Origin of the sequence: Massilia sp. LC238, assembly GCF_000735635.1 — a bacterium.
GTDB classification, from domain to species: Bacteria; Pseudomonadota; Gammaproteobacteria; order Burkholderiales; family Burkholderiaceae_D; genus Telluria; species Telluria varians.
On record NZ_JNNN01000050.1, the window covers coordinates 45,903 to 65,398 of the forward strand.

A 19,496-nucleotide genomic window follows, 5' to 3' on the forward strand; every position below is an offset into this window, starting at 1 on the left:
ATTCTATTCGACCGCGATGGCGGCCACAGTTCCATTTTGTGTTTGAAAAATCAGGTGCGATCCAGCCACCAGAGGAGTGCCGATGACGGCGCTGCCGTCGGTAGCGGCGCGTGCGAGGAAGCTGCCATCCTCGCGCGACAGGAAGTGCACGATGCCCTGGTAGTCGCCCACCGCCACCGCACGGCCGAACGAGACCGGAGTCGACAGGCGGCGGAAAGCCAGCTTGTCGTTCTTCCAGGCGCTCGAACCGGTGTCGCGGTTGAAGGCGTACAGCGCGCCCTTGTCGTCCGCCGCGAACACGAAGCGCTGGTCGACGGCGACGCCGACTTCCGACGACAGGTCGCGGGTCCACTTGGGCGAACCGGCGCTGGCATCGAAGCAGGCGACCCGGCCCTGGTAGGACGCGGCGCAGACCTCGCCCTCGAACAGCACCGGGGCGCCGCCGATGTCGGTCACGCGTTCCAGTTCGGTGGCGCCGCGCGCCACGCCCACTTCCTGGTCCCAGCGCGGCGCGCCGGTGGCCAGGATCATGGAGGACAGGCGGCCGGCCGGCTGGGCGACGATGACGTCGCTGCCGTTGACGATCATGCCCGGTGCGGTGCGCAGGGTCAGCGACGGGGTCACGCGCTGCACGGTCCATTTCTTTTCGCCGGTCTTGGCATCTAGGCCGACGATGCGGTTGTCCAGGCTGCGGGCGACGACGATGCCCTGCCCCACCACCGGCGAGGACAGGAGTTCGCTCGACAGCTGCGAAGTCCACAGTTTCTTGCCATCCATGTCGAAGGCGAGGACGGTGCCCTTGGTACCGCCGACCACGATCAGGTTGCCGTCGGTGCCGACGCCGGCCGACAGTTCGCTGCCGGCCTTGATGCGCCACAGCTGCTTGCCGCTTTCAGCCTCGACACGGGCGATGTCGCCGTTGCCGCCGGCCACGACCACGGTGTTGCCCGCCAGCGCAGGCGAGAAGGTGTACGGACCGGCCTTGCCGATGTCGAGCTTCCACGCGGTGCGCACGGCCATCGTCGCCTTCAGTTCCACCAGCGGCGCCGGCTGGTCGGTCTTGGATTTCGACGCGAACGGATTGAGCGAGCTGAGTTTGTTGACCATGCTGGACGGGCTCAGGCTCGAGCAACCCGTCACCAGGGCCAGTACACCAACACCGACAAGTTTGCTGCTGATACGCATATTCTTTAACCTTGTTCCTGGACTGTAGAGCTGTAGAGGACGCAAAGCCCGCGCATGCCTTCGCGGCCTGCGCGGGCCTGTCAATCTTGGAGTTTACGCGGCCGCGGCGTTGGCTTTGGCGTCTTTCGCTTCCGGCACGGTGCCGCCGATGGCTTCGAGCTTGATCTGGACCAGCTGGCGGCCCGGATTATCCTTGTGCATCGCAGCCAGTGCGGACACATAGGCCTGGCGCGCTTCGGTGATCTTGTTTTGCGCCACCAGCACGTCACCCTTGCGGTCGGCCACTTCGGCCGAGAACTGCTCGGGGAACTTGTCGTTCAGCAGCTTGAGTGCGGCGTCAAAGGACTTCTCGTCCAGCAGCACGCCGGCCAGGCGCAGTTTCGCGATCGCCTTGTACTCGTCGTTGCCCTTGTCCACCACCCACTGCAGCTGCGCCTTGGCGGTCTTCAGGTCGTTCGCATCGAAGGCCGTCTTGGCGGCGGCCAGGCTGGCCATCTGCGCGTACACGGTGCCTTCGTACTTCTGCTTGATGTCGCCGGCGATGCGCTGGGACTTGGCATTGTCGCTGGCGACCAGGGCAGCCTGCAGCTCGTCGTACAGCGCCGAGGCCTCGACGGCCTGGGTGCGCTGGCGCGACTGCCAGAAGTTGTAACCGGCGTAGGCGAGGAGCGCGACGATCAGCACGCCCATGATGAGGTTGCCGAAACGCGCCCAGAAGGCCTTGAAAGTCGCTATCTGTTCCTGTTCTTCGAGGTCGTATGCCATGGTCTGCTCAGTGTCTGTTTGTTATTTGGAATGGTAAATCGGTGCCGTTACGGACGGTGGTGATGACCGTGCTCGTTGCAATTCTCGTCGTCGCAGTCGTGGCCGCCGCCTCCGACGATCTGGTCGACCACGTAGTCGACCACTTCCTCGAAGGGCACGCTGGCCTGCTGCTGCTCGCCGGCCTCGCCGCGCATGGACTTGACCGCGGCCTTCTGGTTCGCGATCTCGTCTTCGCCGATGATCACGGCGAACGAGGCGCCGCTGCCGTCGGCCTTCTTCATCTGGCTCTTGAAGCTGCCCGCGCCTGCCGGCGTTGCGCAATGTAACACAACATCCAGGCCGGCATCCCGCAGGCGCTCACCCAGGATGAAGGCTTGCAGCTGGGCGTCCTCGCCCTGGTGCACCAGGTAGACGTCGCACTGGCTCGGCGCCTGGGTCTCGCCCAGGCCCTTCATCAGTTCGATGATGCGCTCGATGCCCATCGCAAAGCCGACCGCCGGGGTGGCCTTGCCGCCGAACTGTTCGATCAGCGGATCGTAGCGGCCGCCCGCGCAGATGGTGCCCTGCGAGCCCAGTTCGTCGGTGACCCATTCGAACACGGTGCGGTTGTAGTAATCCAGGCCGCGCACCAGGCGTGGGTTAATGGTGTACTGCACCGCATTGCGGTCGAGGATCTTGCGCAGGCCGTTCAGGTGCGCGAGCGACTCCTCGCCCAGGTAGTCGAGCAGCTTCGGCGCGCCGTTGACCATTTCCTGCATGGCCGGGTTCTTGGTGTCCAGGATGCGCAGCGGGTTGCTGTGCAGGCGGCGCTTGGCTTCGGCATCGAGGATGTCGTCGTGTTTCTCGAAGTAGGCGATCAGGTCGGCGCGGTGTCGCAGGCGCTCGTCGGCATTGCCGATCGAATTCAGCTCCAGGCGCACGTTCTGCAGGCCGAGGTCGTCCCAAAGACGGCGGCACAGCATGATCAGTTCCGCGTCGATGTCCGGGCCCGAGAAGCCGACGGCTTCGGCGCCGAACTGGAAGAACTGGCGGTAGCGGCCGCGCTGCGGACGCTCGTGGCGGAACATCGGGCCCTTGTACCAGAGGCGCTTGGGGCCGTCGTACACGAGGTTGTGCTCGATCACGGCGCGCACGGCGCCGGCGGTGCCTTCCGGGCGCAGGGTCAGCTGGTCGCCGTTCATCGAGTCTTCGAAGGAGTACATCTCCTTCTCGACGATGTCGGTCACGGCGCCGATGGCGCGTGCGAACAGCGAGGTATCCTCGACGATCGGGGTGACGATCTTTTGGTAGCCGTAGCTCTTCAGGATCGTTTCGGCGGTGTTCTCGAACAGCTCCCACATCGGCGCATCGGCCGGGAGGATGTCGTTCATGCCTTTGACGGCGACGATTTTTTCTGGTTTGGACATTGTTAGTACCGTTAGCCTTAAAACCGTCGTACCGGCGAAGGCCGGTACCCAAGTTCTGCGTGCATCTCGACTGCTCGTGCAACTTGGATCCCGGCCTTCGCCGGGATGACGGTGGTGTATTTTATTGTGCGACCGCCTCTTGGCGGCCGTAATTCTTCTGCACGTAGTTCAGCACGATGGTCTTGAACTCATCCACGATGCGCTCGCCGCGCAGCGTGGCCACCTTCTGCCCGTCCACGAACACCGGCGCCGCCGGCGATTCGCCGGTACCCGGCAGGCTGATGCCGATGTTGGCGTGCTTCGATTCGCCCGGACCGTTCACGATGCAGCCCATCACGGCCACGTTCATCGCTTCCACGCCCGGGTAGGTTTTCTTCCATTCCGGCATCTGCTCGCGCAGGAAGGTCTGGATGTTGTCCGCCAGTTCCTGGAACACGGTCGAGGTCGTGCGGCCGCAGCCCGGGCAAGCGATCACCATCGGGGTGAACTTGCGCAGGCCCATGGTCTGCAGGATCTCCTGGCCGACCACCACCTCCCTGGTGCGGTCGCCGCCCGGTTCCGGGGTCAGCGAGATGCGGATGGTGTCGCCGATGCCTTCCTGCAGCAGCACCGACAGCGCCGCGGTCGAGGCGACGATGCCCTTGCTGCCCATGCCGGCCTCGGTCAGGCCCAGGTGCAGCGGGTAGTCGCAGCGGCGCGCCAGTTCGCGGTAGACCGCGATCAGGTCCTGCACGCCCGAGACCTTGCACGACAGGATGATCTTGTCGCGCGCCAGGCCCACTTCCTCGGCGCGCACGGCATTCTCGATCGCCGACGTGATGAGCGCTTCGTACATCACGGCCTGCGCGCTCCACGGGGTGGCGCGCGCCGCATTCTCGTCCATGATGCGGGCCAGCAGGGATTGATCCAGCGAGCCCCAGTTGACGCCGATGCGCACCGGCTTGTCGTACTTCGCCGCGATTTCGATCATCTGGGCGAACTGGGTGTCGCGCTTGGCGCCCTGCCCCACGTTGCCCGGGTTGATGCGGTATTTGGAAAGCGCCTGCGCGCATTCCGGATAGTCGCGCAGCAGCAGGTGGCCGTTGTAGTGGAAGTCGCCCACCAGCGGGGTGTCGATTTCCATGCGGTCGAGCTGTTCGCGGATCGCCGGCACCGCGGCGGCCGCCGCCGGGGTGTCCACGGTGATGCGCACGATCTCGGAGCCGGCGCGCGCCAGTTCCTTCACCTGGATCGCGGTGCCGATCGCGTCGGCGGTATCGGTGTTGGTCATCGACTGCACCACCACCGGCGCGTCGCCGCCGACCCAGACGGTGCGATTGCCATGCGAGACCGCGACCTTGCGGCGCGCGCGGCGCGGCAGCGGGCCCGAGGGGATCGGTTCGCCAATGCAGGGTTCGTTCACGATCATGTTCCGTTCCATTACTTCAAAGAGACTTGAGCAAACTTCTTGCCCGGGGCCTGTTCCAGGCTGACAGGCGAACCGCGCAGGGTCGCGCTGACGGCAGCCGGATTACCGACGGTCAGCATGCCCGGCGCGGTGACGTCGAAGGTTTCGGTCGAGCCGGCCTTGACCTCGCGCCACAGCAGGCGCTTGCCGCCGACGACCACGCCGATCCAGGCATCTTCACGCACGTTCAGCACCAGCGCATTGCCGCCGGCGGCTGCCGGCGCGGCAGGTACGGCGGTCACGGGCGCTGCCAGCGTGGCCGGCGCTCCGGTCGTAGCTGCGGGCGCGGTGCCCGGCGCAGCGGCGGCCGGCGGCGTTGCGCCCGGGGCGGTCGCCGGCGCCGCGGCCGGCGGCGTGGCGCCTGCCGGCGCGGTCGCACCCTCGCCTGCCGGCGCCGGCACCGAGATCAGCGGCACCGACGGGTTCTGCAGGCTGTCCTGGTGCGCCGGCGCGGCCGGCGCGCCGCCGTGCGGGGTCACCACCGGGGTTTCGAGCAGGGCGCCATTGTCCGCTTGCGGCTGCTGGCTGCCCGGGAGCAGGCCGAAGTGCCAGAGCGCGGCGCCGGCGGCGACCAGTACCGCCACGCCGGCGATCAGGCCGACCGGCACCTTATTGCGCTTGCCGCCGATCGGGAAGCGGCTTTGCGAGAACGAGGCCGGACGCTGCTCGCGGCGCGGGATCGAGGCGGTGGCGCCGGCTTGGGCTTCGGGCGGCATGTTCATCTCGATCTTGGCGACCAGTGGGGCGGCGTCGATCTTCAGCAGCTTGGCGTAGGCGCGCACGAAGCCGCGCGTCACGGCCGGGCTCGGGAGCGAGGCGTAATCGCCGGCTTCCAGCGCCACCACCTGGCGCGGCGCCAGTTTCAGTTGGTCGGCCACCTGCTCCACGCTCCAGCCCATCGCTTCGCGCTGGGACTGCAGGGTCTTGCCGGGAATGCCAGCGTCGTTGCCCGGCGTCGCCGGCTGGTCTGCATGCTCGTTCATCATCTTGTCTCACTCATCGAATGCGCCGCGCTCGAAGGCCGCGTACTCCGGCGAGCCGGGGAAGCGCCGCCGCAGCTGGGCTGCCAGGCTGGCTTCCTGGGTCCGGTCGCCGAGCTTGCGCTGCACGCGCAAAGCCAGCCAGAGCGCGTCGGCCGACAGCGTGTCGAGTTTCGAAGTCTCGATCAGGCGGTTAATGAAAAAACCGGCGCGCGGGTACTCGCGCCGCTCGTAATAGGTCCGCGCCAGGCCGGCGTTGCTCGCCTGCAGGTCGGGGTTGTAACGCAGGGCCTCGAGCAGGTAACGCTCGGCGGCCTGGAAATTCTTGCTGCGGATGCTGCACAGTCCGGCATTCACCAGCGCGCTCACCGGGGTCTGGTAGGACGGGTTGCGCAGCGCCGCGTCGAAGTACGGCATGGCCTGGGCCGGCTTGTTCAGCGAGGTGCACAGGAAGGAGCCGTAGTTGTTCGACAAATCCGGGTTGCCCGGCTTGAGGCGCAGGGCGGTCTGGTAGTTGTCGTCGGCCAGGGCCAGCTGGCCCATCGCGGTGTAGATCAGCGCGCGCAGGCCGTGGGCTTCGGCATTGCCCGGGTCGGCCGCGAGCGCCTGCTTGACCTCGTCGAGGGCGATTTCGTACTGGCCGTTCTGGTAGTAGCCGACCGCCAGCTGCAGGCGGATCGAGGCGCGCTTTTCCGCCGCCGTGACGTCGGACGCGGTCTTCAGTTCGCCGCTGCCGGCGCCATTGCTGGCGCAGCCGGCGAGCACAGCCAGCGCAGCGATAGACGCTGACAGGAGAGCTGCACGACCGGCTGCGCGAACCATCAGGAAGGGATCTCCACGATGCGCCCGAAGTCGGCGCCGAACTTCTTCTGGTACTCGGCCATCTTTTCCATGCGCTGGGCCACGCGGGTGCGGTCCTGCACTTCGCCGGCCAGCTGGCCGCAGGCGGCGTCGATGTCGTCGCCGCGCGTCTTGCGCACGGTGGTGACGATGCCGGCATCCATCAGCACCTGGGCGAAGGCCTTGATGCGCGGGTTCTTCGAGCGCGTCAGGCCCGATTCCGGGAACGGATTGAACGGGATCAGGTTGAACTTGCAGTTCACACCCACCACCGGGTCGTTCACCAGGGCGATCAGTTCGCGCGCATGCTCGTCGCTGTCGTTGAAGCCGTCGAGCATGCAGTATTCGAAGGTGATGAAGTCGCGCGGGGCGAATTCCAGGTAGCGCTTGCAGGCCGCCAGCAGCTCGCGCAGCGGGTATTTTTTATTTAGCGGCACCAGGATGTCGCGCAAGGCGTCGTTCGACGCGTGCAGCGACACGGCCAGGGCCACCGGCACGTCCTGGGACAGCTTGTCGATGTTCGGGACCACGCCCGAGGTCGACAGGGTCACGCGGCGGCGCGACAGGCCGTAGGCGTTATCGTCCAGCATCATCTTCAGCGCGGTGACGGTCGGCTCGTAGTTGAGCAGCGGCTCGCCCATGCCCATCATGACCACGTTGGTGATCTGGCGCTCGCCCTTCGGGCCCGGCTCGATGCCCTTGGTACGGCGCAGCTCGAACTCGGCCATCCACAGCTGGCCGATGATCTCGGCCACGGTGAGGTTGCGGTTGAAGCCCTGCTTGCCGGTCGAGCAGAAGCGGCAGTTGACGGCGCAGCCGGCCTGGGTCGAGATGCACAGCGTGCCGCGGTTTTCTTCCGGGATGAACACGGTTTCCACGGCGTTGCCATTGCCGACGTCGACCAGCCACTTGCGGGTGCCATCAAGCGAGGTATGGTCGCTGATGATGCCCGGCGCACGGATCTCGGCGCGGGTCTTGAGCTTTTCGCGCAGCGACTTGGCCAGGTCGGTCATGTCGTCGAAGTTCGCAGCGCCGAACTGGTGGATCCAACGCTGGAGCTGCTTGGCGCGGAACGGTTTCTCACCCAGCTCGGCGCAGTACGCAACGAGTTGCGCGGGATCGAAGTCCAGCAGGTTGGTGAGAGTCGTCATGGCAAAATCCTTTATTTCCTGAAACCACTCGCGCCGGCCCGGGGCCGCGGGCGAGTGGTTTACTCTTTTAAATTAGTCCGGGGGAAAATTTACGGGGCGCGCCCCGGATGCGCTCCCCCTACTAATTAACGCGAGTAGACGTTCAGTGCCGGGAAGAAGTAAGCGATTTCCACGGCAGCGGTTTCAGCGGCGTCCGAACCGTGGACGGCGTTGGCGTCGATCGAGTCGGCGAAGTCGGCGCGAATGGTGCCGGCTTCAGCTTTCTTCGGATCGGTCGCGCCCATCAGGTCGCGGTTCTTCAGGATCGCGCCTTCGCCTTCCAGCACCTGGATCATGACCGGGCCCGAGATCATGAAGTTGACCAGGTCCTTGAAGAACGGACGCGCAGCGTGCACGGCGTAGAAGCCTTCGGCTTCGGCTTGCGACAGCTGGGTCATGCGTGCAGCGACGACTTTCAGGCCAGCGCCTTCGAAGCGGCTATAGATTTGGCCGATCACATTTTTTGCAACTGCGTCCGGTTTGATGATCGACAGGGTGCGTTCGATTGCCATGTAAAACTCCAATGAAAAGAATGGTTTGAATCAAGAACCTTTAGTGGCTCCTGCAACTGAATTTGGAACTCAATTAACCTTTAATTTTACCACAGCTGCCTCATATAACCGATATTGCGGCACTGGCAAGCAAAGTGGTAGAGTTGCAGGGCAAAATCGTCCTGGCTTAAGGCTCTGCTAAGCATCTGCTTGTATGGTTTTCAGTGACGCTCATCCACCAACCGGAGGCACCATGATCCCTAATTCGCAACCCCGCAGTACGATCGACCTGACCAAAGCCGGCCGGGTCGACGTCACGCGCAACAAAGTCCTGCGCAACACCTACTGGCTGCTGGCGCTGTCGATGATCCCGACCGTGCTGGGCGCCTACATCGGCGTGTCGTTCGACCTGATGGCCGGCATCGGCGGCATCGGCTTCATCGGCTTCATGCTGGTCGCCTTCGGCTTCATCTTCGCGATCCAGAAGTTCAAGGACTCGGCCGTCGGCCTGGGCCTGCTGCTGGCCTTCACCTTCGTGATGGGCCTGATGCTGACCCCGCTGCTGCAGCACACCCTCGGCTACTCGAACGGCGGCACCCTGATCATGACCGCCTTCGGCGGCACCGCCTGCGTGTTCGCTGTGATGGCCAGCATCGCCACCACCACCAAGCGCGACTTCTCGGGCATGGGCAGCTGGCTGATGGCCGGCGTGATCGTGCTGATCCTGGCAGCCGTGGCCAACATCTTCCTGCAGATGTCGGCCCTGACCATCGTGATCTCGCTGCTGGCGATCGGTATCTTCTCGGCCTTCATCCTGTTCGACGTGCAGCGCATCGTCAACGGCGGCGAAACCAACTACATCACCGCCACCCTGTCGATCTACCTGGACGTGTACAACATCTTCACCAGCCTGCTGCAACTGCTGGGCATCGCCGGCGGCGACCGCGACTAAGCGGTTTCAGCCGAAATGAAAAGCCGACCTCGAGGTCGGCTTTTTTTATACCACTGGGGTCAGGTCTGACATTCGGACACAAGCTCTTCCGTACTTACGCTTGAGACCGTGTCTGAATGTCAGACCTGACCCCGATCTGTGTGCGTTAGGCCTCGGCGGGCACTTCGTAGGTGGCGGCTGCCGCCGGCTTCTCGCCCAGCTCGAACACCGCGATCGACTCCACGTGCGAGGTATGCGGGAACATATTGCACACCCCCGCCTTCTTCAGCACGTAGCCCGCCTTGTGCACCAGGATGCCGGCGTCGCGCGCCAGCGTCGAGGGGCTGCAGGATACGTACACGATCCGCTGCGGCATCAGCTCCTCGTGGGACTCGCGCAGGTCGGCCAGCGCCAGCGACAGGGCCATGGCGCCGTCGCGCGGCGGGTCGACCAGCATGCGGTCGAACTTGCCGAGCGCGACCAGGTCGTCCTTGTTCACCTCGAACAGGTTGCGGGTCGAGAACGAGGTTTTGGCGGCCAGGCCGTTGGCCTGCGCATTCTCCAGCGCGCGGGTGGTGAGCGCGGTGCTGCCTTCGATCCCCACCACCTCGCGCGCCTGGGTCGCCAGCGGCAGCGTGAAGTTGCCAAGGCCGCAGAACAGGTCGGCCACGCGCTCGCCCGGCTGCACGTCCAGCAGGCGCAGCGCCTTCGAGACCAGCACCCGGTTGATCTGGTGGTTCACCTGGGTGAAATCGGTCGGCTTGAAGGGCATGCGGATGCCGAATTCCGGCAGCGTGTAGTACAGCTCCTTGCCCAGCGGGTAGTACGGGTAGGCGGTATCCGGGCCCTTCGGCTGCAGCCACCACTGGATGTTCCATTTGTCGGCGAAGGCCCTGGCCAGTTCCTCGTCCGCCGGGGTGAGCGGGGCCATGATGCGCAGCACCAGCACGGTCACTTCTTCGCCGATCGCGACTTCGATCTGCGGCATCTGGTTGTAGATCGACAGCTGGCCGACGAACTCGCGCAGCGGCACGATCAAGTGGGCGAAGTGGTCCGGCAGGATCTCGCAATAGGTGATGTCGGCCACATAGGACGAAGCGCGCTCGTGGAAACCGACCAGCACCCCGCCCTTCTTGGCCACGTGGCGCACCGACAGGCGCGCGCGGTAGCGGTAGTCCCAGGTCGGGCCGTACAGCGGGCGCATGATGTTCTCCGCTTTCACTTTGCCCAGGTGCCACAGGTTGTCCTCGAGGACGCGCTGTTTCATCGCGACCTGGGCCGAGGGCTCGAGGTGCTGCATCGAGCAGCCGCCGCAGTAGCCGAAGTGCTGGCACTTCGGCTCGACCCGCATCGACGAGGCGCGCTGCAGGGTGACCATGCGGCCCGACTCCCAGTTCTTCTTCTTGCGCAGGGTTTCAAAGCTGACGCGTTCGCCCGGCAGTGCGCCTTCGACGAAGATCACCTTGCCCGGGGTGCCGTCTTCGTTCTCGAGGTGGCCGACGCCGCGCGCGTCCGCATCCAGGGATTTGATGTCGATGAAAATTTCTTGCATGTTGGTCAAAAAGAAAGAGGGAGTGGGCACAGGACTGGCTGTGCAGGGAGTTCGCAAATAAAAAATGGGCGGAATACGCCCGGGCAGAATGATAGCAAGGAAATGGGGTGGGGGCCATGGGTGGAAGGCGCCCAGAGATGCCCGGCCGGAGCCGGGCCGGCGTGCCGCGACTACTGGAAAGCAGGCGTCGTGCTGCCCTGGACGCCGTCAGCGTTCCGGATGTAGCGCAGCCACACCGGCGGCAGCATGACCAGGCGTTCCTTCCGGTCCGCACTGGGCTTCACTTCCCATTCGCACAAGCTGCGCGCGACGCAGGCCATGAACATCGCGTCGTTCACATTCTCCGCGCCCAGTACCGATACCTGAGTCATCTTGCCCTCGGGCGAGATACGGCCGCCATACAGCACGACCGCGCCCTTGACCAGGCCGCCCTCGCGGCGCGCGTAGCGGTCGATGCACTTGTCGGTGACGCGCTGGTACTTGCCTTCCAGTTGCCGCATTTCCACCGCAAGGGCCGGATCGGCATCGAAGGGAACCATCTTGTCCCTCGTGAAATCGCCGCTTGGATCTTTTGCGGCATAGCAAGCCTGGGGTTCGTCGGCCAAGGCGGCGCCGGCGAACAGGACGGATGCGGCGAGGGCGATCAGGGTACGCATGAGGTAGGGGCAGGCAGTCGATAAGAGGCCGATGTTATCAACTATAGTTGCCTGGTGGAACGCTTTTTGCTGATCCGAGGCGCGGCGCGGCGGGGCGAGATGATGTACAGCGCATGGCAAGCGGCTGCAGTGTTACAACAAGGAGTCGCGCACCACCCCGCGCGCCGCCATCGCCCGCTTCAGCTTGACCAGCGCCTCCTGCTGGATCTGGCGCACCCGCTCGCGCGTCACGCCCATCTCCTCGGCGAGGGTCTCCAGCGTGGCCGGATCGTCATTGTCCAGCCCGAAGCGCCGGGTGACTACCAGGCGCTGCTTGTCGGGCAGGCGCGTGAGCCAGTCGCGCACCAGGGTCGTCATTTCGTGCTGCTCGGCGCGCGCGTCCGGGCTGGCCTCGCCGTCGTCGGGCAGCATGTCCATCAGGTTGGAGGTCGGGTCGTTGTCGAGCGGGGCGTCGAGCGAGGCGGCGTGTTCGGACAGCGCCAGGATGTCCTGCACCTCTTCCACCGGCCGCCCGACCAGGCTGGCGATGTCTTCGCAGGAAGCTTCCTTGCCGTCGTGCTTCTGCGCCTCGAGGTGGTACTTGGCGCGCAGCACCTGATTCAGCTCGCGCACCATGTGCACGGGGAGGCGCACCGTGCGCGCCTGGTTCATGATGGCGCGCTCGATGCTCTGGCGGATCCACCAGGTGGCGTAGGTGGAGAAACGGAAGCCGCGCTCGGGCTCGAACTTGTCGATCGCGCGCATCAGGCCGATGTTGCCCTCTTCGATCAGGTCGAGCAGCACGACGCCGCGGTTGATGTAGTGCTTGGCGATCGAGACGACCAGGCGCAGGTTATGCTCGATCATCTTCTGGCGCGCCGCGAAGTCGCCCGCCTTGGCCTGTGTGGCGACCTGGACTTCCTCGCTCGCCGTCAGGAGCGGGCGGGTGCCGATCTGGTTGAGGTAGTGCTGGGTGGTGTCGGTCGCGAGCTCGGCCTGCAAGACCTTGCGCAGTTCGTCCACCGTGTCGACTTCGGGGCCGGGGAGGATGTCCTCCCCGTCGGTCGCAGCGGCGCCCCCGCGTTCCGGTTCGTCCGGAAACTCGTCTGATTCCTGCTGGTCCAGCGAGTGCGGCGGCTGCGTCATACCATTACATCCTCTATCGACCCGGCAGGAACCTCGCCGGATCAACGGGTTTGCCCTGCTGGCGTATCTCGAAATGCAACTTCACCGAGTCGGCGTCCGAATCGCCCATTTCCGCGATCATCTGGCCCTTGGCCACGTTGTCGCCTTCCTTGACGACGATCTTGCGGTTGTGCGCGTATGCCGACAGCAAGCTGTTGTTGTGCTTGACGATGACGAGGTTACCATAACCCCGGATGCCACTGCCAGCGTACATTACCTTGCCGGCGCCCGCAGCCACCACCTGCTGGCCCGGACGGCCGGCGATGTCGATCCCCTTGTTGCGGCCTTCGTCGAAGGTGGCGACGATGCGGCCGTCCGCCGGCCACATCCAGCTCAGCCTGTCGTCGTCGTTCGCGGTCACGGTGCTGCCGGCGGCGATCGCCGGGGCCGGGGCCGCCGGCGCCGGTGCAGCCGGGCGCACCGGCTCGGTGCGCGCGCCCGATTCCGGCCGGGCGGCGACGTTCTCGGTGTAGGGCTGCTTGTCGGCGCGCGGTTCGGTCTTGCGCGGCGGCGTGGCCGCCGGCGGCGCCGGCACCGGCTGGGTCTGGATGTTGGCGGTGCGTTCGCCACGCTCCGGCGCCGCAACGCGCAGGGTCTGGCCGACCTTGATGTCGTCCGGATCGCGCAGGTTGTTCCAGGCGACGATGTCGCGGTAGTTTTCGCCGTGGTCCAGTGCGATGCGCAGCAGGGTGTCGCCGCGGCGTACCGTGTACATGCCCTTCTCGGCCTTCGGTTCTTCGACACGCGCGGCCGGGGCCGGGCGCGGACGCTCGGACACCGAGGCGCCGGTGCGCTCGACGACCGGCGCCTGGCGCGTCAGGGAGTTACAGCCGGCCAGCAGGCCGAGGGCGAGGGTGAGCAGTGCGAGGCGGGGTAAATGGGAGGCTTGGTTCATTGTCTTTCTATTTTCTGTTCATGTTCTATGGCGGCGCGTCCCTGCAGCAGCGCCAGGGGCGACATGCGCCGGCGGACATCATCAGCCGTGGTCGTGCCGGTTGGACCAAGCTCTTCAACGCCGGCCGGGCCGGCGGGGTTGACCCGGCAGGCCGGGACAGGCAGCATCGTGCGCGGCGCGCCTGGGCGCGCCCGCTGGCCATGCTAGATGGTGCCGGGACGCAGCGGCACGAAGTGGCACGCTTCCAGCGTTTCGCTGGCCCACTCGCTTTTGCCGATGCGGGTAATACGTTGCAGGTGCTGGACCTGGGCGCCAACCGGTGCGACGAGATGCGCGCCGATGGCCAGTTGTTCGAGCAGGGCTTGCGGCACTTCGAGTCCCGCAGCTGCAAGGATGATGCCGTCGAAAGGCGCTACCTGCGGCAAGCCTAGCATACCATCGCCGTATTGCAAACGCAGGTTCGAAATCCTCAGCGGCCGCAGGTTGGTCTTGGCCAGCTCGTGCAGCGGCTTGATGCGCTCGATCGAATACACCTCGCGCGCCACGAAGGACAGCACGGCGGCCTGGTAGCCGCAGCCGGTGCCGATCTCGAGCACCCGGCCCAGCTGGCCGCCGGCGCCTATCGAGGCACGCATGGCTTCGATCATGCGCGCGACGATGTAGGGCTGCGAAATCGTCTGGTTGTGCCCGATCGGCAGCGAGGCGTCGATGTACGCCTGCGCGGACAGGGCCGGTTCGATGAACAGGTGGCGCGGCACCGCTTCCATCGCGCCCAGCACGACGCCGTCCTTGACGCCCTGCTTCGCCACGCGCGCCACCATGGCCCGGCGTACCGCTTCCGACGCCATCAGCTCGGAGCGCTGCGCGACCGGTGCGGCGGGCGCGTGTGCCTGGGCATAGCCGGGCGGACGCGGCGACGGCGCCGGCGCGGCCGGCGCGAAACTGGCGCGCCCGGCCGTGCTGGCGTTACGCGTCGCGGTCTGCGGCGTGGCCACCGGCGTAGGCAGCCCCGGCTTGCGCACGGCGCCGCCGGTCACCGAGGACAGCGGCAAGGGAAAGGTGCTGCGCTTATCGTTCACGTCGCCGCTCATACGAGTCCTCGCAGCAGTTCCAGCTGGGCCTTGTGGGTCAGGTCGACCTGCAGCGGCGTGATCGACACGCGGCCCTGCGCGGTCGTATGGAAATCGGTGCCCTCGCTCGCATCGCGGCAGGCGCCCGGTGCGCCGATCCAGAAGATCTCGCGGCCGCGCGGATCCTGCGAGCGGATGACCGGCTCGGCCTGGTGGCGGCGGCCGAGGCGCGAAGGCGTCAAGGGACCGATCTCTTCGTACGGCAGGTTCGGGATGTTCACGTTGAACAGGAAGGGCAGCTCGAGCTTGTCGAAGCGGCGCTCGACGATCTCGCGCGCGACCCGGGCGGCCGCATCGACGTGGGCCCAGCCCGGATTCACCTGCGAAAAGGCGATCGCCGGGATGCCGAACAGGTAGGCCTCGGTGGCCGCCGCGACGGTACCGGAATACAGGGTGTCGTCGCCCATGTTCTGGCCATTGTTGATGCCGGAAACGACCAGGTCGGGCGGCGCATCACCCATCGCGGTCAGGGCGATGTGGACGCAATCGGTCGGCGTTCCATTAACAAAATGGAAACCGTTGGCGGCTTTCGTGACCGTCAGCGGGCGGTCGAGCGTCAACGAATTCGACGCACCCGAGCGGTTGCTGTCGGGTGCGACCACCACGATGTCCGCGATCGCGGACAAGGCATCGGCCAGCGCGCTGATACCAGGCGCCAAGTAGCCGTCGTCGTTACTGATAAGAATTCGCATGTCAGCGATTTTACCTGAAGCAACGCCCGGATCGCTCGTCAGCAAGGCCTTTTTTGTTTCCTCATGGCGATTCTTCTTGTCAAGGAATGAGCAGCTTGCCAAGTGTTTTTGTCGCTAATGCACTGATATTTGCCGCTATCGCAATACCGACAACTCCTCGCGCCTGGCACGTACCAGGGCCCCCTCCAGCGAGGAGACCAGGTCCTTGTTGAGCGCCAGCGCCGCGTCCTTGTCCCCCTCCCGAAGGTAGACCTGCTCGATCATGGCCGCCACCCGCTGGCGTAGCGGAAGTGCCACACTCAGCCATTGCACCGAGCGGCGCATGCTGTCGGCCAGCGCGCGCGCCTCCAGCCGGCTGTCCTGGTCGATCAGGGCTTTCAGCTGCGCGCACTGTTGCTGCAGGCTGTCGATCGCGTGGTGCTCGTCCGTGTGGCCGGCGCCAGCCTCGGCCTCGCGGACCGGCGCCGGTGCGCTGCGCAGGCTGCGCACGGCAGCCATGTCGCCCTGGGCCGCGAGGATCTGGGCCAGTGCGTCTCGCGCGCTCAGCGTCGGCAGGGCATAGGCGCCGTCGTAGCGCTCGCGCACGCGCAGCACGGCTTCCAGGAGCCGCCGCGCATTGCCGAGCTCGCCCATTTCACCGAGCAGCTGGCCGAGCCGCTGGCCGCAGCGCAGGGTGTCTTCATGCTCGGCGCCCTGCAACTGGCGGCGGCCGCCGAGCACCCGCTCGAACAGCACCCGCGTCCTGTCTTTCTCGTGCTGGCTGTCCAGGGTGGCGGCGAGCCCTTCGAGGCTGTCGAGCGTGGCCGGGTGCGCATCTCCCCACAGGCGCTCGCAGGTGGCCACCACCTGCTCGTGCAGCGCCAGCGCCCGTTCCCTCTCCCCTTTCCGGCCAAGCACGGACGCCAGGCCGGAACGTGCGGCCAGCGTCTCCGGATGCTCACCCCCCAGGGTGCTCATGCCGCGCTGGGCCAGCAGCTCGTAGCGCTGGCGTGCATCGTCGAGCCTGCCTCCGGCGAGGTCGAGCGCGGCCAGCGCGGCATGCGCGGCGCGTGTATCCGGGTGGTCTTCGCCCAACTCGGCGCAGCGCAGCAGCAGGCTCTCGCGCAGCAGCTCGCGCGCTTCGTTGCCGCGCCCTTCCTGCTGGCACAGTTCGGCGAGCCGCGCCAGGCAGCTGGCCTGCAGCACGGCCGCGGCCCAGCCTTCCTGTGCGCGGGCGCGTGCCAGCGCGCTGCGCAGGCGCACCTCGGCCAGCGGCTGCCAGGGGAAGCTGCCCTGGGCGAACCATGTCATCAGGCAGGACGCCGGATGCGCCAGCGCGGCGCGTCCCGGACCGGCGATGGCCACCGCCTCGGACACCGGTAGCTGGACCTCGTCGAACCAGCTTTCCAGGCGCAGCCAGCCGACGCCGTAGCTGCTGCGCAGCAGGGCTTCGAGGCGCGGCTGGTAGCCGGCCAGGCCCTGGGCCGGATCGCCGCGGCGCCAGCGCTGGCCGGTGTCGCTGCGGGCGCCGTCGGCGGCGCAGGCGATCGGATAGACCAGCAGCGGGCGCTGCTCGTCCTCGTGGGTGCAGCGGTAGTCGATGGCGCGCCGTACGACCCCCTCGAGGCCCTCGATGCTGCCCGGCGCCGGCGTGAACAGGCCGACCAGCCGGTCGGGGACGAGAACGGTGCAGGCACTGACGCTCGACGAGCGGCCGGCGCCGCTGGCCACCAGCACGTGGCGGAAGTGCCCCGCCAGGCGCGCGGCGAAGCGGCGCAGCAGCGCCGGACAGGCATCGAACAAGGCCACCCAGTCGAGGCGCCCGGCGCGCTCGACATAATCGTCGTCGAAACGGCCGGCCCGCATCAGGTACAGCGGGCGGCGGCCATCCACGCGCTGCACGTAGGGGCGCCAGTCGACGGCGTCGAGCAAGGCATCCGCAACCCCGTCGCCGCCATCGTCGCGGGCGATGCGGCGCCGCCGCAGCTCTCCGAGCAGCGCGCCGGCATAGTCGACCAGGCCGGGCGGACAGTCGTCGTCGGCGCCGTCCGGCGGCGGGCCGAAGTAGCCGTTCAGCGAAGGAGAGGCGAGGTCCCAGTCGATCACCAGGACCGGCGCCGCGTCGGTGTCGCCGGCCAGCTGCAGCGCCATGGCCGCCAGCAGGCCGTTGCGGACCGGGCCGCCTTCGTAGGCATACAGGGTGGTACCCTGGCCGGGACTGTCCAGTGCCTGGAGCGTAGAGCGATTCTGTTCCATGTGACTCCTCGTTATTTTTTTGGGAAAGTCAGGCTTGGCATCGCGCGCCATTCTGGTGGGACATCGGGGAGCACGAATTGGTTGCAGTCATGTCCAGGCGGCGTATGCTTTTTTTGCTGGTGATAGTGCGTGGAGATACGCTGGACCATCTTGTCGATATCGGGCAGGAAGTCCGGGTTGGATTTCAGGTCGCTCGTGGCCATCGTGAAGTGCGAGAAATCGACGTAGTACGTGTTCTCGGTGATCTCCGGCGGCAGCGATTCGGGGTGCCGCGTCATGATCACCGGGATGATCAGGCGGCTCGGCAGCTCGTACCAGCTTGATCGCTCGTGCTCGAGCAGGCGCATGGCCGCGTACTCGCGCCGGGTGTAGGCATGGGCCTCGTACTTGGGTGTGTAGATGAGGATCATGCACACGCTCTCGCACATCGCGCACGCGATCTTGCGGTCGAGGTCGTCGCCACCGCCCAGCTGTTCGGTGTCGATGAACAGTTCGTCTTCGTTGTCGAAGTGAGGTTCGAGATAGCAGCGCAACGCGTCGGCAAGGGCGGTCTTGAACCGTTTCATCAGGTCGTGCCTGCCGTGTGCGTAGCTGAAAAAACACCCGTAACGGATCGCCATTGCCTATCCCCCATTCCAATGCGCTAAGGCTGGATTCCTTTGACTCTAGCGACACGGACCCCGGCCACTTTGCGTGCGCACAAGCGTGCTGGCGGACTCGGCAGCATCGTTGGAAAGTAGCGTGGAATGCACCTTCAGGCATAATGCCGCCGATTAATGGACAGGTATTCGAAGTAAAGGGACAGGATATGAAAGCCGTAGTTTGCAAGGATTGGGGTCCGATCGACCAGCTCATGATCGAGGACCTGCCCGACCTGGTGCCGGGCGCGGGAGAGGTCGTGGTCGACGTGAAGGCGGCCGGCGTCAACTTCCCCGACGTGCTGACCGTGCAGGGCAAGTACCAGGTGCGCCCGCCCCTCCCCTTCACGCCGGGGAACGAATTCGCCGGCACCGTCCGCACCGTCGGCGCAGGCGTCACCGGCGTCGCCCCGGGCCAGCGGGTGATCGGTTTCACCCGTACCGGCGCGTTCGCCGAGCAGGCGCTGGCGCCGGTGGATGCCCTGATGCCGATACCGCCCGGCATGGACTTCGACACCGCCGCCGCCATCACCCTCACCTATGGCACCTCGCACCACGCGGTGGTCGACCGCGCCGCCCTGCAGCCGGGCGAAACCATGCTGGTGCTGGGCGCGGCCGGCGGCGTCGGGCTGGCGGCGATCGAGATCGGCAAGGCCCTGGGGGCACGCGTGATCGCGGCCGCCTCGAGCGAAGAGAAACTGGCGGTCTGCCGCGCACACGGTGCGGATGCCGTGATCAATTATGAGAAGGAAGACCTGCGCGAGGCGCTGAAGGCCGCCACCAATGGCCGCGGGCCGGACGTGATCTACGACCCGGTGGGCGGCAAGTACAGCGAGCCGGCGCTGCGCTCGATCGCCTGGCGCGGGCGCCACCTGGTGGTGGGCTTCGCGGCGGGCGAGATTCCGAAGCTGCCCTGGAACCTGATGCTGCTGAAAGGCGCGTCGGTGGTGGGCGTGTTCTGGGGCGATTTCGTGCGCAAGGAGCCGGCGGCGAACCTGGCGGCGATGCGGCAGATGCTGGGGTGGATGGCGGAAGGGAAACTCAAGCCGCTGGTGTCGGCGCGCTACCGGCTGGAAGAGACGGCGCAGGCCTTGAACGACATGGCGGACAGGAAGGTCACCGGCAAAGTCGTGATTTGCCCATAACGTCGGTTTTGTAGGGTGGGCGGGTTCCCCTGTATGGCACAGGGACATGGGTTACACATGTCTAGAGACATAGGTGACACATGTCGAACCATTCTACGCCTTAATCCTGAGGTCGATTTCTGCGACTTTTCGCGTACAGAACATGACGTCGAAG

Annotated in this window: 18 protein-coding genes; 2 read left to right on the forward strand and 16 right to left on the reverse strand. The window is 66.1% G+C overall.

Annotation, left to right across the window (positions count from 1 at the left end):
- Positions 1-3 precede the first annotated feature (3 nt).
- The 8 genes from bamB to ndk form a co-directional block, all read right to left on the reverse strand.
- Complete coding sequence (gene bamB, locus FG94_RS13510) at positions 4-1,185, reverse strand: outer membrane protein assembly factor BamB (protein WP_036212421.1); 1,182 nt, start codon at positions 1,183-1,185, stop codon at positions 4-6.
- A gap of 93 nt (positions 1,186-1,278) precedes the next feature.
- Positions 1,279-1,950 (reverse strand): tetratricopeptide repeat protein, encoded by a 672-nt coding sequence (locus FG94_RS13515; protein ID WP_036212422.1) that lies wholly within the window; start codon positions 1,948-1,950, stop codon positions 1,279-1,281.
- Between the two features lie 47 nt (positions 1,951-1,997).
- A complete protein-coding gene (hisS, locus tag FG94_RS13520; protein ID WP_036212423.1) occupies positions 1,998-3,356 on the reverse strand; it encodes a histidine--tRNA ligase in 1,359 nt (452 codons plus the stop codon).
- 121 nt (positions 3,357-3,477) lie between these two features.
- Positions 3,478-4,764, reverse strand: a complete 1,287-nt coding sequence (ispG, locus tag FG94_RS13525) for a flavodoxin-dependent (E)-4-hydroxy-3-methylbut-2-enyl-diphosphate synthase (protein ID WP_036212469.1) — start codon at positions 4,762-4,764, stop codon at positions 3,478-3,480.
- Positions 4,765-4,775: 11 nt separating this feature from the next.
- The gene (locus FG94_RS13530) at positions 4,776-5,786 is read right to left on the reverse strand and encodes a RodZ domain-containing protein (protein ID WP_036212471.1); all 1,011 of its coding nucleotides are present in this window, start codon (positions 5,784-5,786) and stop codon (positions 4,776-4,778) included.
- Between the two features lie 9 nt (positions 5,787-5,795).
- Positions 5,796-6,605 carry a type IV pilus biogenesis/stability protein PilW gene (gene pilW / locus FG94_RS13535; protein ID WP_036212424.1) on the reverse strand — a complete coding sequence of 270 codons (810 nt, stop codon included), beginning with the start codon at positions 6,603-6,605 and terminating at the stop codon, positions 5,796-5,798.
- The gene (rlmN, locus tag FG94_RS13540; protein ID WP_036212425.1) at positions 6,605-7,774 is read right to left on the reverse strand and encodes a 23S rRNA (adenine(2503)-C(2))-methyltransferase RlmN; all 1,170 of its coding nucleotides are present in this window, start codon (positions 7,772-7,774) and stop codon (positions 6,605-6,607) included. The genes pilW and rlmN overlap by 1 nt, the downstream gene beginning before the upstream one ends.
- Before the next feature lie 125 nt (positions 7,775-7,899).
- Positions 7,900-8,325, reverse strand: coding sequence for a nucleoside-diphosphate kinase (gene ndk / locus FG94_RS13545; protein ID WP_027867147.1), 426 nt, complete (start codon positions 8,323-8,325; stop codon positions 7,900-7,902).
- A 232-nt stretch (positions 8,326-8,557) separates the two neighbouring features.
- On the opposite strand from ndk, the gene FG94_RS13550 reads away from it, so the two are divergent.
- Positions 8,558-9,256: a Bax inhibitor-1/YccA family protein gene (locus tag FG94_RS13550; protein ID WP_051996649.1), complete on the forward strand. Its 699-nt coding sequence runs from the start codon at positions 8,558-8,560 to the stop codon at positions 9,254-9,256.
- A gap of 145 nt (positions 9,257-9,401) precedes the next feature.
- Here the strand turns inward: FG94_RS13550 and rlmD are convergent, their stop codons facing one another.
- The 8 genes from rlmD to FG94_RS13590 all read right to left on the reverse strand — a co-directional run bounded on the left by rlmD (position 9,402) and on the right by FG94_RS13590 (position 18,179).
- Positions 9,402-10,787, reverse strand: a complete 1,386-nt coding sequence (gene rlmD / locus FG94_RS13555; protein ID WP_036212426.1) for a 23S rRNA (uracil(1939)-C(5))-methyltransferase RlmD — start codon at positions 10,785-10,787, stop codon at positions 9,402-9,404.
- Positions 10,788-10,957: 170 nt separating this feature from the next.
- The gene (locus FG94_RS13560; RefSeq protein WP_036212429.1) at positions 10,958-11,443 is read right to left on the reverse strand and encodes a hypothetical protein; all 486 of its coding nucleotides are present in this window, start codon (positions 11,441-11,443) and stop codon (positions 10,958-10,960) included.
- 132 nt (positions 11,444-11,575) lie between these two features.
- Positions 11,576-12,568, reverse strand: coding sequence for an RNA polymerase sigma factor RpoS (gene rpoS / locus FG94_RS13565; RefSeq protein ID WP_036212432.1), 993 nt, complete (start codon positions 12,566-12,568; stop codon positions 11,576-11,578).
- A 13-nt stretch (positions 12,569-12,581) separates the two neighbouring features.
- On the reverse strand, positions 12,582-13,502 hold the full coding sequence (locus FG94_RS13570) for a peptidoglycan DD-metalloendopeptidase family protein (RefSeq protein ID WP_036212434.1): 921 nt from the start codon (positions 13,500-13,502) through the stop codon (positions 12,582-12,584).
- 203 nt (positions 13,503-13,705) lie between these two features.
- Positions 13,706-14,593: a protein-L-isoaspartate(D-aspartate) O-methyltransferase gene (locus FG94_RS13575; RefSeq protein ID WP_152570972.1), complete on the reverse strand. Its 888-nt coding sequence runs from the start codon at positions 14,591-14,593 to the stop codon at positions 13,706-13,708.
- Positions 14,590-15,324 carry a 5'/3'-nucleotidase SurE gene (gene surE / locus FG94_RS13580; protein WP_036212437.1) on the reverse strand — a complete coding sequence of 245 codons (735 nt, stop codon included), beginning with the start codon at positions 15,322-15,324 and terminating at the stop codon, positions 14,590-14,592. Before surE ends, FG94_RS13575 begins: the two co-directional genes overlap by 4 nt.
- 135 nt (positions 15,325-15,459) lie before the next feature.
- Positions 15,460-17,559 carry a tetratricopeptide repeat protein gene (locus FG94_RS13585; RefSeq protein WP_081925978.1) on the reverse strand — a complete coding sequence of 700 codons (2,100 nt, stop codon included), beginning with the start codon at positions 17,557-17,559 and terminating at the stop codon, positions 15,460-15,462.
- An 11-nt stretch (positions 17,560-17,570) separates the two neighbouring features.
- Complete coding sequence (locus FG94_RS13590; protein ID WP_036212440.1) at positions 17,571-18,179, reverse strand: toll/interleukin-1 receptor domain-containing protein; 609 nt, start codon at positions 18,177-18,179, stop codon at positions 17,571-17,573.
- A gap of 188 nt (positions 18,180-18,367) precedes the next feature.
- On the opposite strand from FG94_RS13590, the gene FG94_RS13595 reads away from it, so the two are divergent.
- On the forward strand, positions 18,368-19,342 hold the full coding sequence (locus FG94_RS13595; RefSeq protein ID WP_036212443.1) for an NADPH:quinone oxidoreductase family protein: 975 nt from the start codon (positions 18,368-18,370) through the stop codon (positions 19,340-19,342).
- Positions 19,343-19,496 lie beyond the last annotated feature (154 nt).

Coding starts and splice junctions, on each gene's coding strand:
- bamB (WP_036212421.1), bottom strand. CDS start 1,185: ATGCGTATCAGCAGCAAACTTGTCGGTGTTGGTGTACTGGCCCTGGTG.
- FG94_RS13515 (WP_036212422.1), bottom strand. CDS start 1,950: ATGGCATACGACCTCGAAGAACAGGAACAGATAGCGACTTTCAAGGCC.
- hisS (WP_036212423.1), bottom strand. CDS start 3,356: ATGTCCAAACCAGAAAAAATCGTCGCCGTCAAAGGCATGAACGACATC.
- ispG (WP_036212469.1), bottom strand. CDS start 4,764: ATGATCGTGAACGAACCCTGCATTGGCGAACCGATCCCCTCGGGCCCG.
- FG94_RS13530 (WP_036212471.1), bottom strand. CDS start 5,786: ATGAACGAGCATGCAGACCAGCCGGCGACGCCGGGCAACGACGCTGGC.
- pilW (WP_036212424.1), bottom strand. CDS start 6,605: ATGGTTCGCGCAGCCGGTCGTGCAGCTCTCCTGTCAGCGTCTATCGCT.
- rlmN (WP_036212425.1), bottom strand. CDS start 7,774: ATGACGACTCTCACCAACCTGCTGGACTTCGATCCCGCGCAACTCGTT.
- ndk (WP_027867147.1), bottom strand. CDS start 8,325: ATGGCAATCGAACGCACCCTGTCGATCATCAAACCGGACGCAGTTGCA.
- FG94_RS13550 (WP_051996649.1), top strand. CDS start 8,558: ATGATCCCTAATTCGCAACCCCGCAGTACGATCGACCTGACCAAAGCC.
- rlmD (WP_036212426.1), bottom strand. CDS start 10,787: ATGCAAGAAATTTTCATCGACATCAAATCCCTGGATGCGGACGCGCGC.
- FG94_RS13560 (WP_036212429.1), bottom strand. CDS start 11,443: ATGCGTACCCTGATCGCCCTCGCCGCATCCGTCCTGTTCGCCGGCGCC.
- rpoS (WP_036212432.1), bottom strand. CDS start 12,568: ATGACGCAGCCGCCGCACTCGCTGGACCAGCAGGAATCAGACGAGTTT.
- FG94_RS13570 (WP_036212434.1), bottom strand. CDS start 13,502: ATGAACCAAGCCTCCCATTTACCCCGCCTCGCACTGCTCACCCTCGCC.
- FG94_RS13575 (WP_152570972.1), bottom strand. CDS start 14,593: ATGAGCGGCGACGTGAACGATAAGCGCAGCACCTTTCCCTTGCCGCTG.
- surE (WP_036212437.1), bottom strand. CDS start 15,324: ATGCGAATTCTTATCAGTAACGACGACGGCTACTTGGCGCCTGGTATC.
- FG94_RS13585 (WP_081925978.1), bottom strand. CDS start 17,559: ATGGAACAGAATCGCTCTACGCTCCAGGCACTGGACAGTCCCGGCCAG.
- FG94_RS13590 (WP_036212440.1), bottom strand. CDS start 18,179: ATGGCGATCCGTTACGGGTGTTTTTTCAGCTACGCACACGGCAGGCAC.
- FG94_RS13595 (WP_036212443.1), top strand. CDS start 18,368: ATGAAAGCCGTAGTTTGCAAGGATTGGGGTCCGATCGACCAGCTCATG.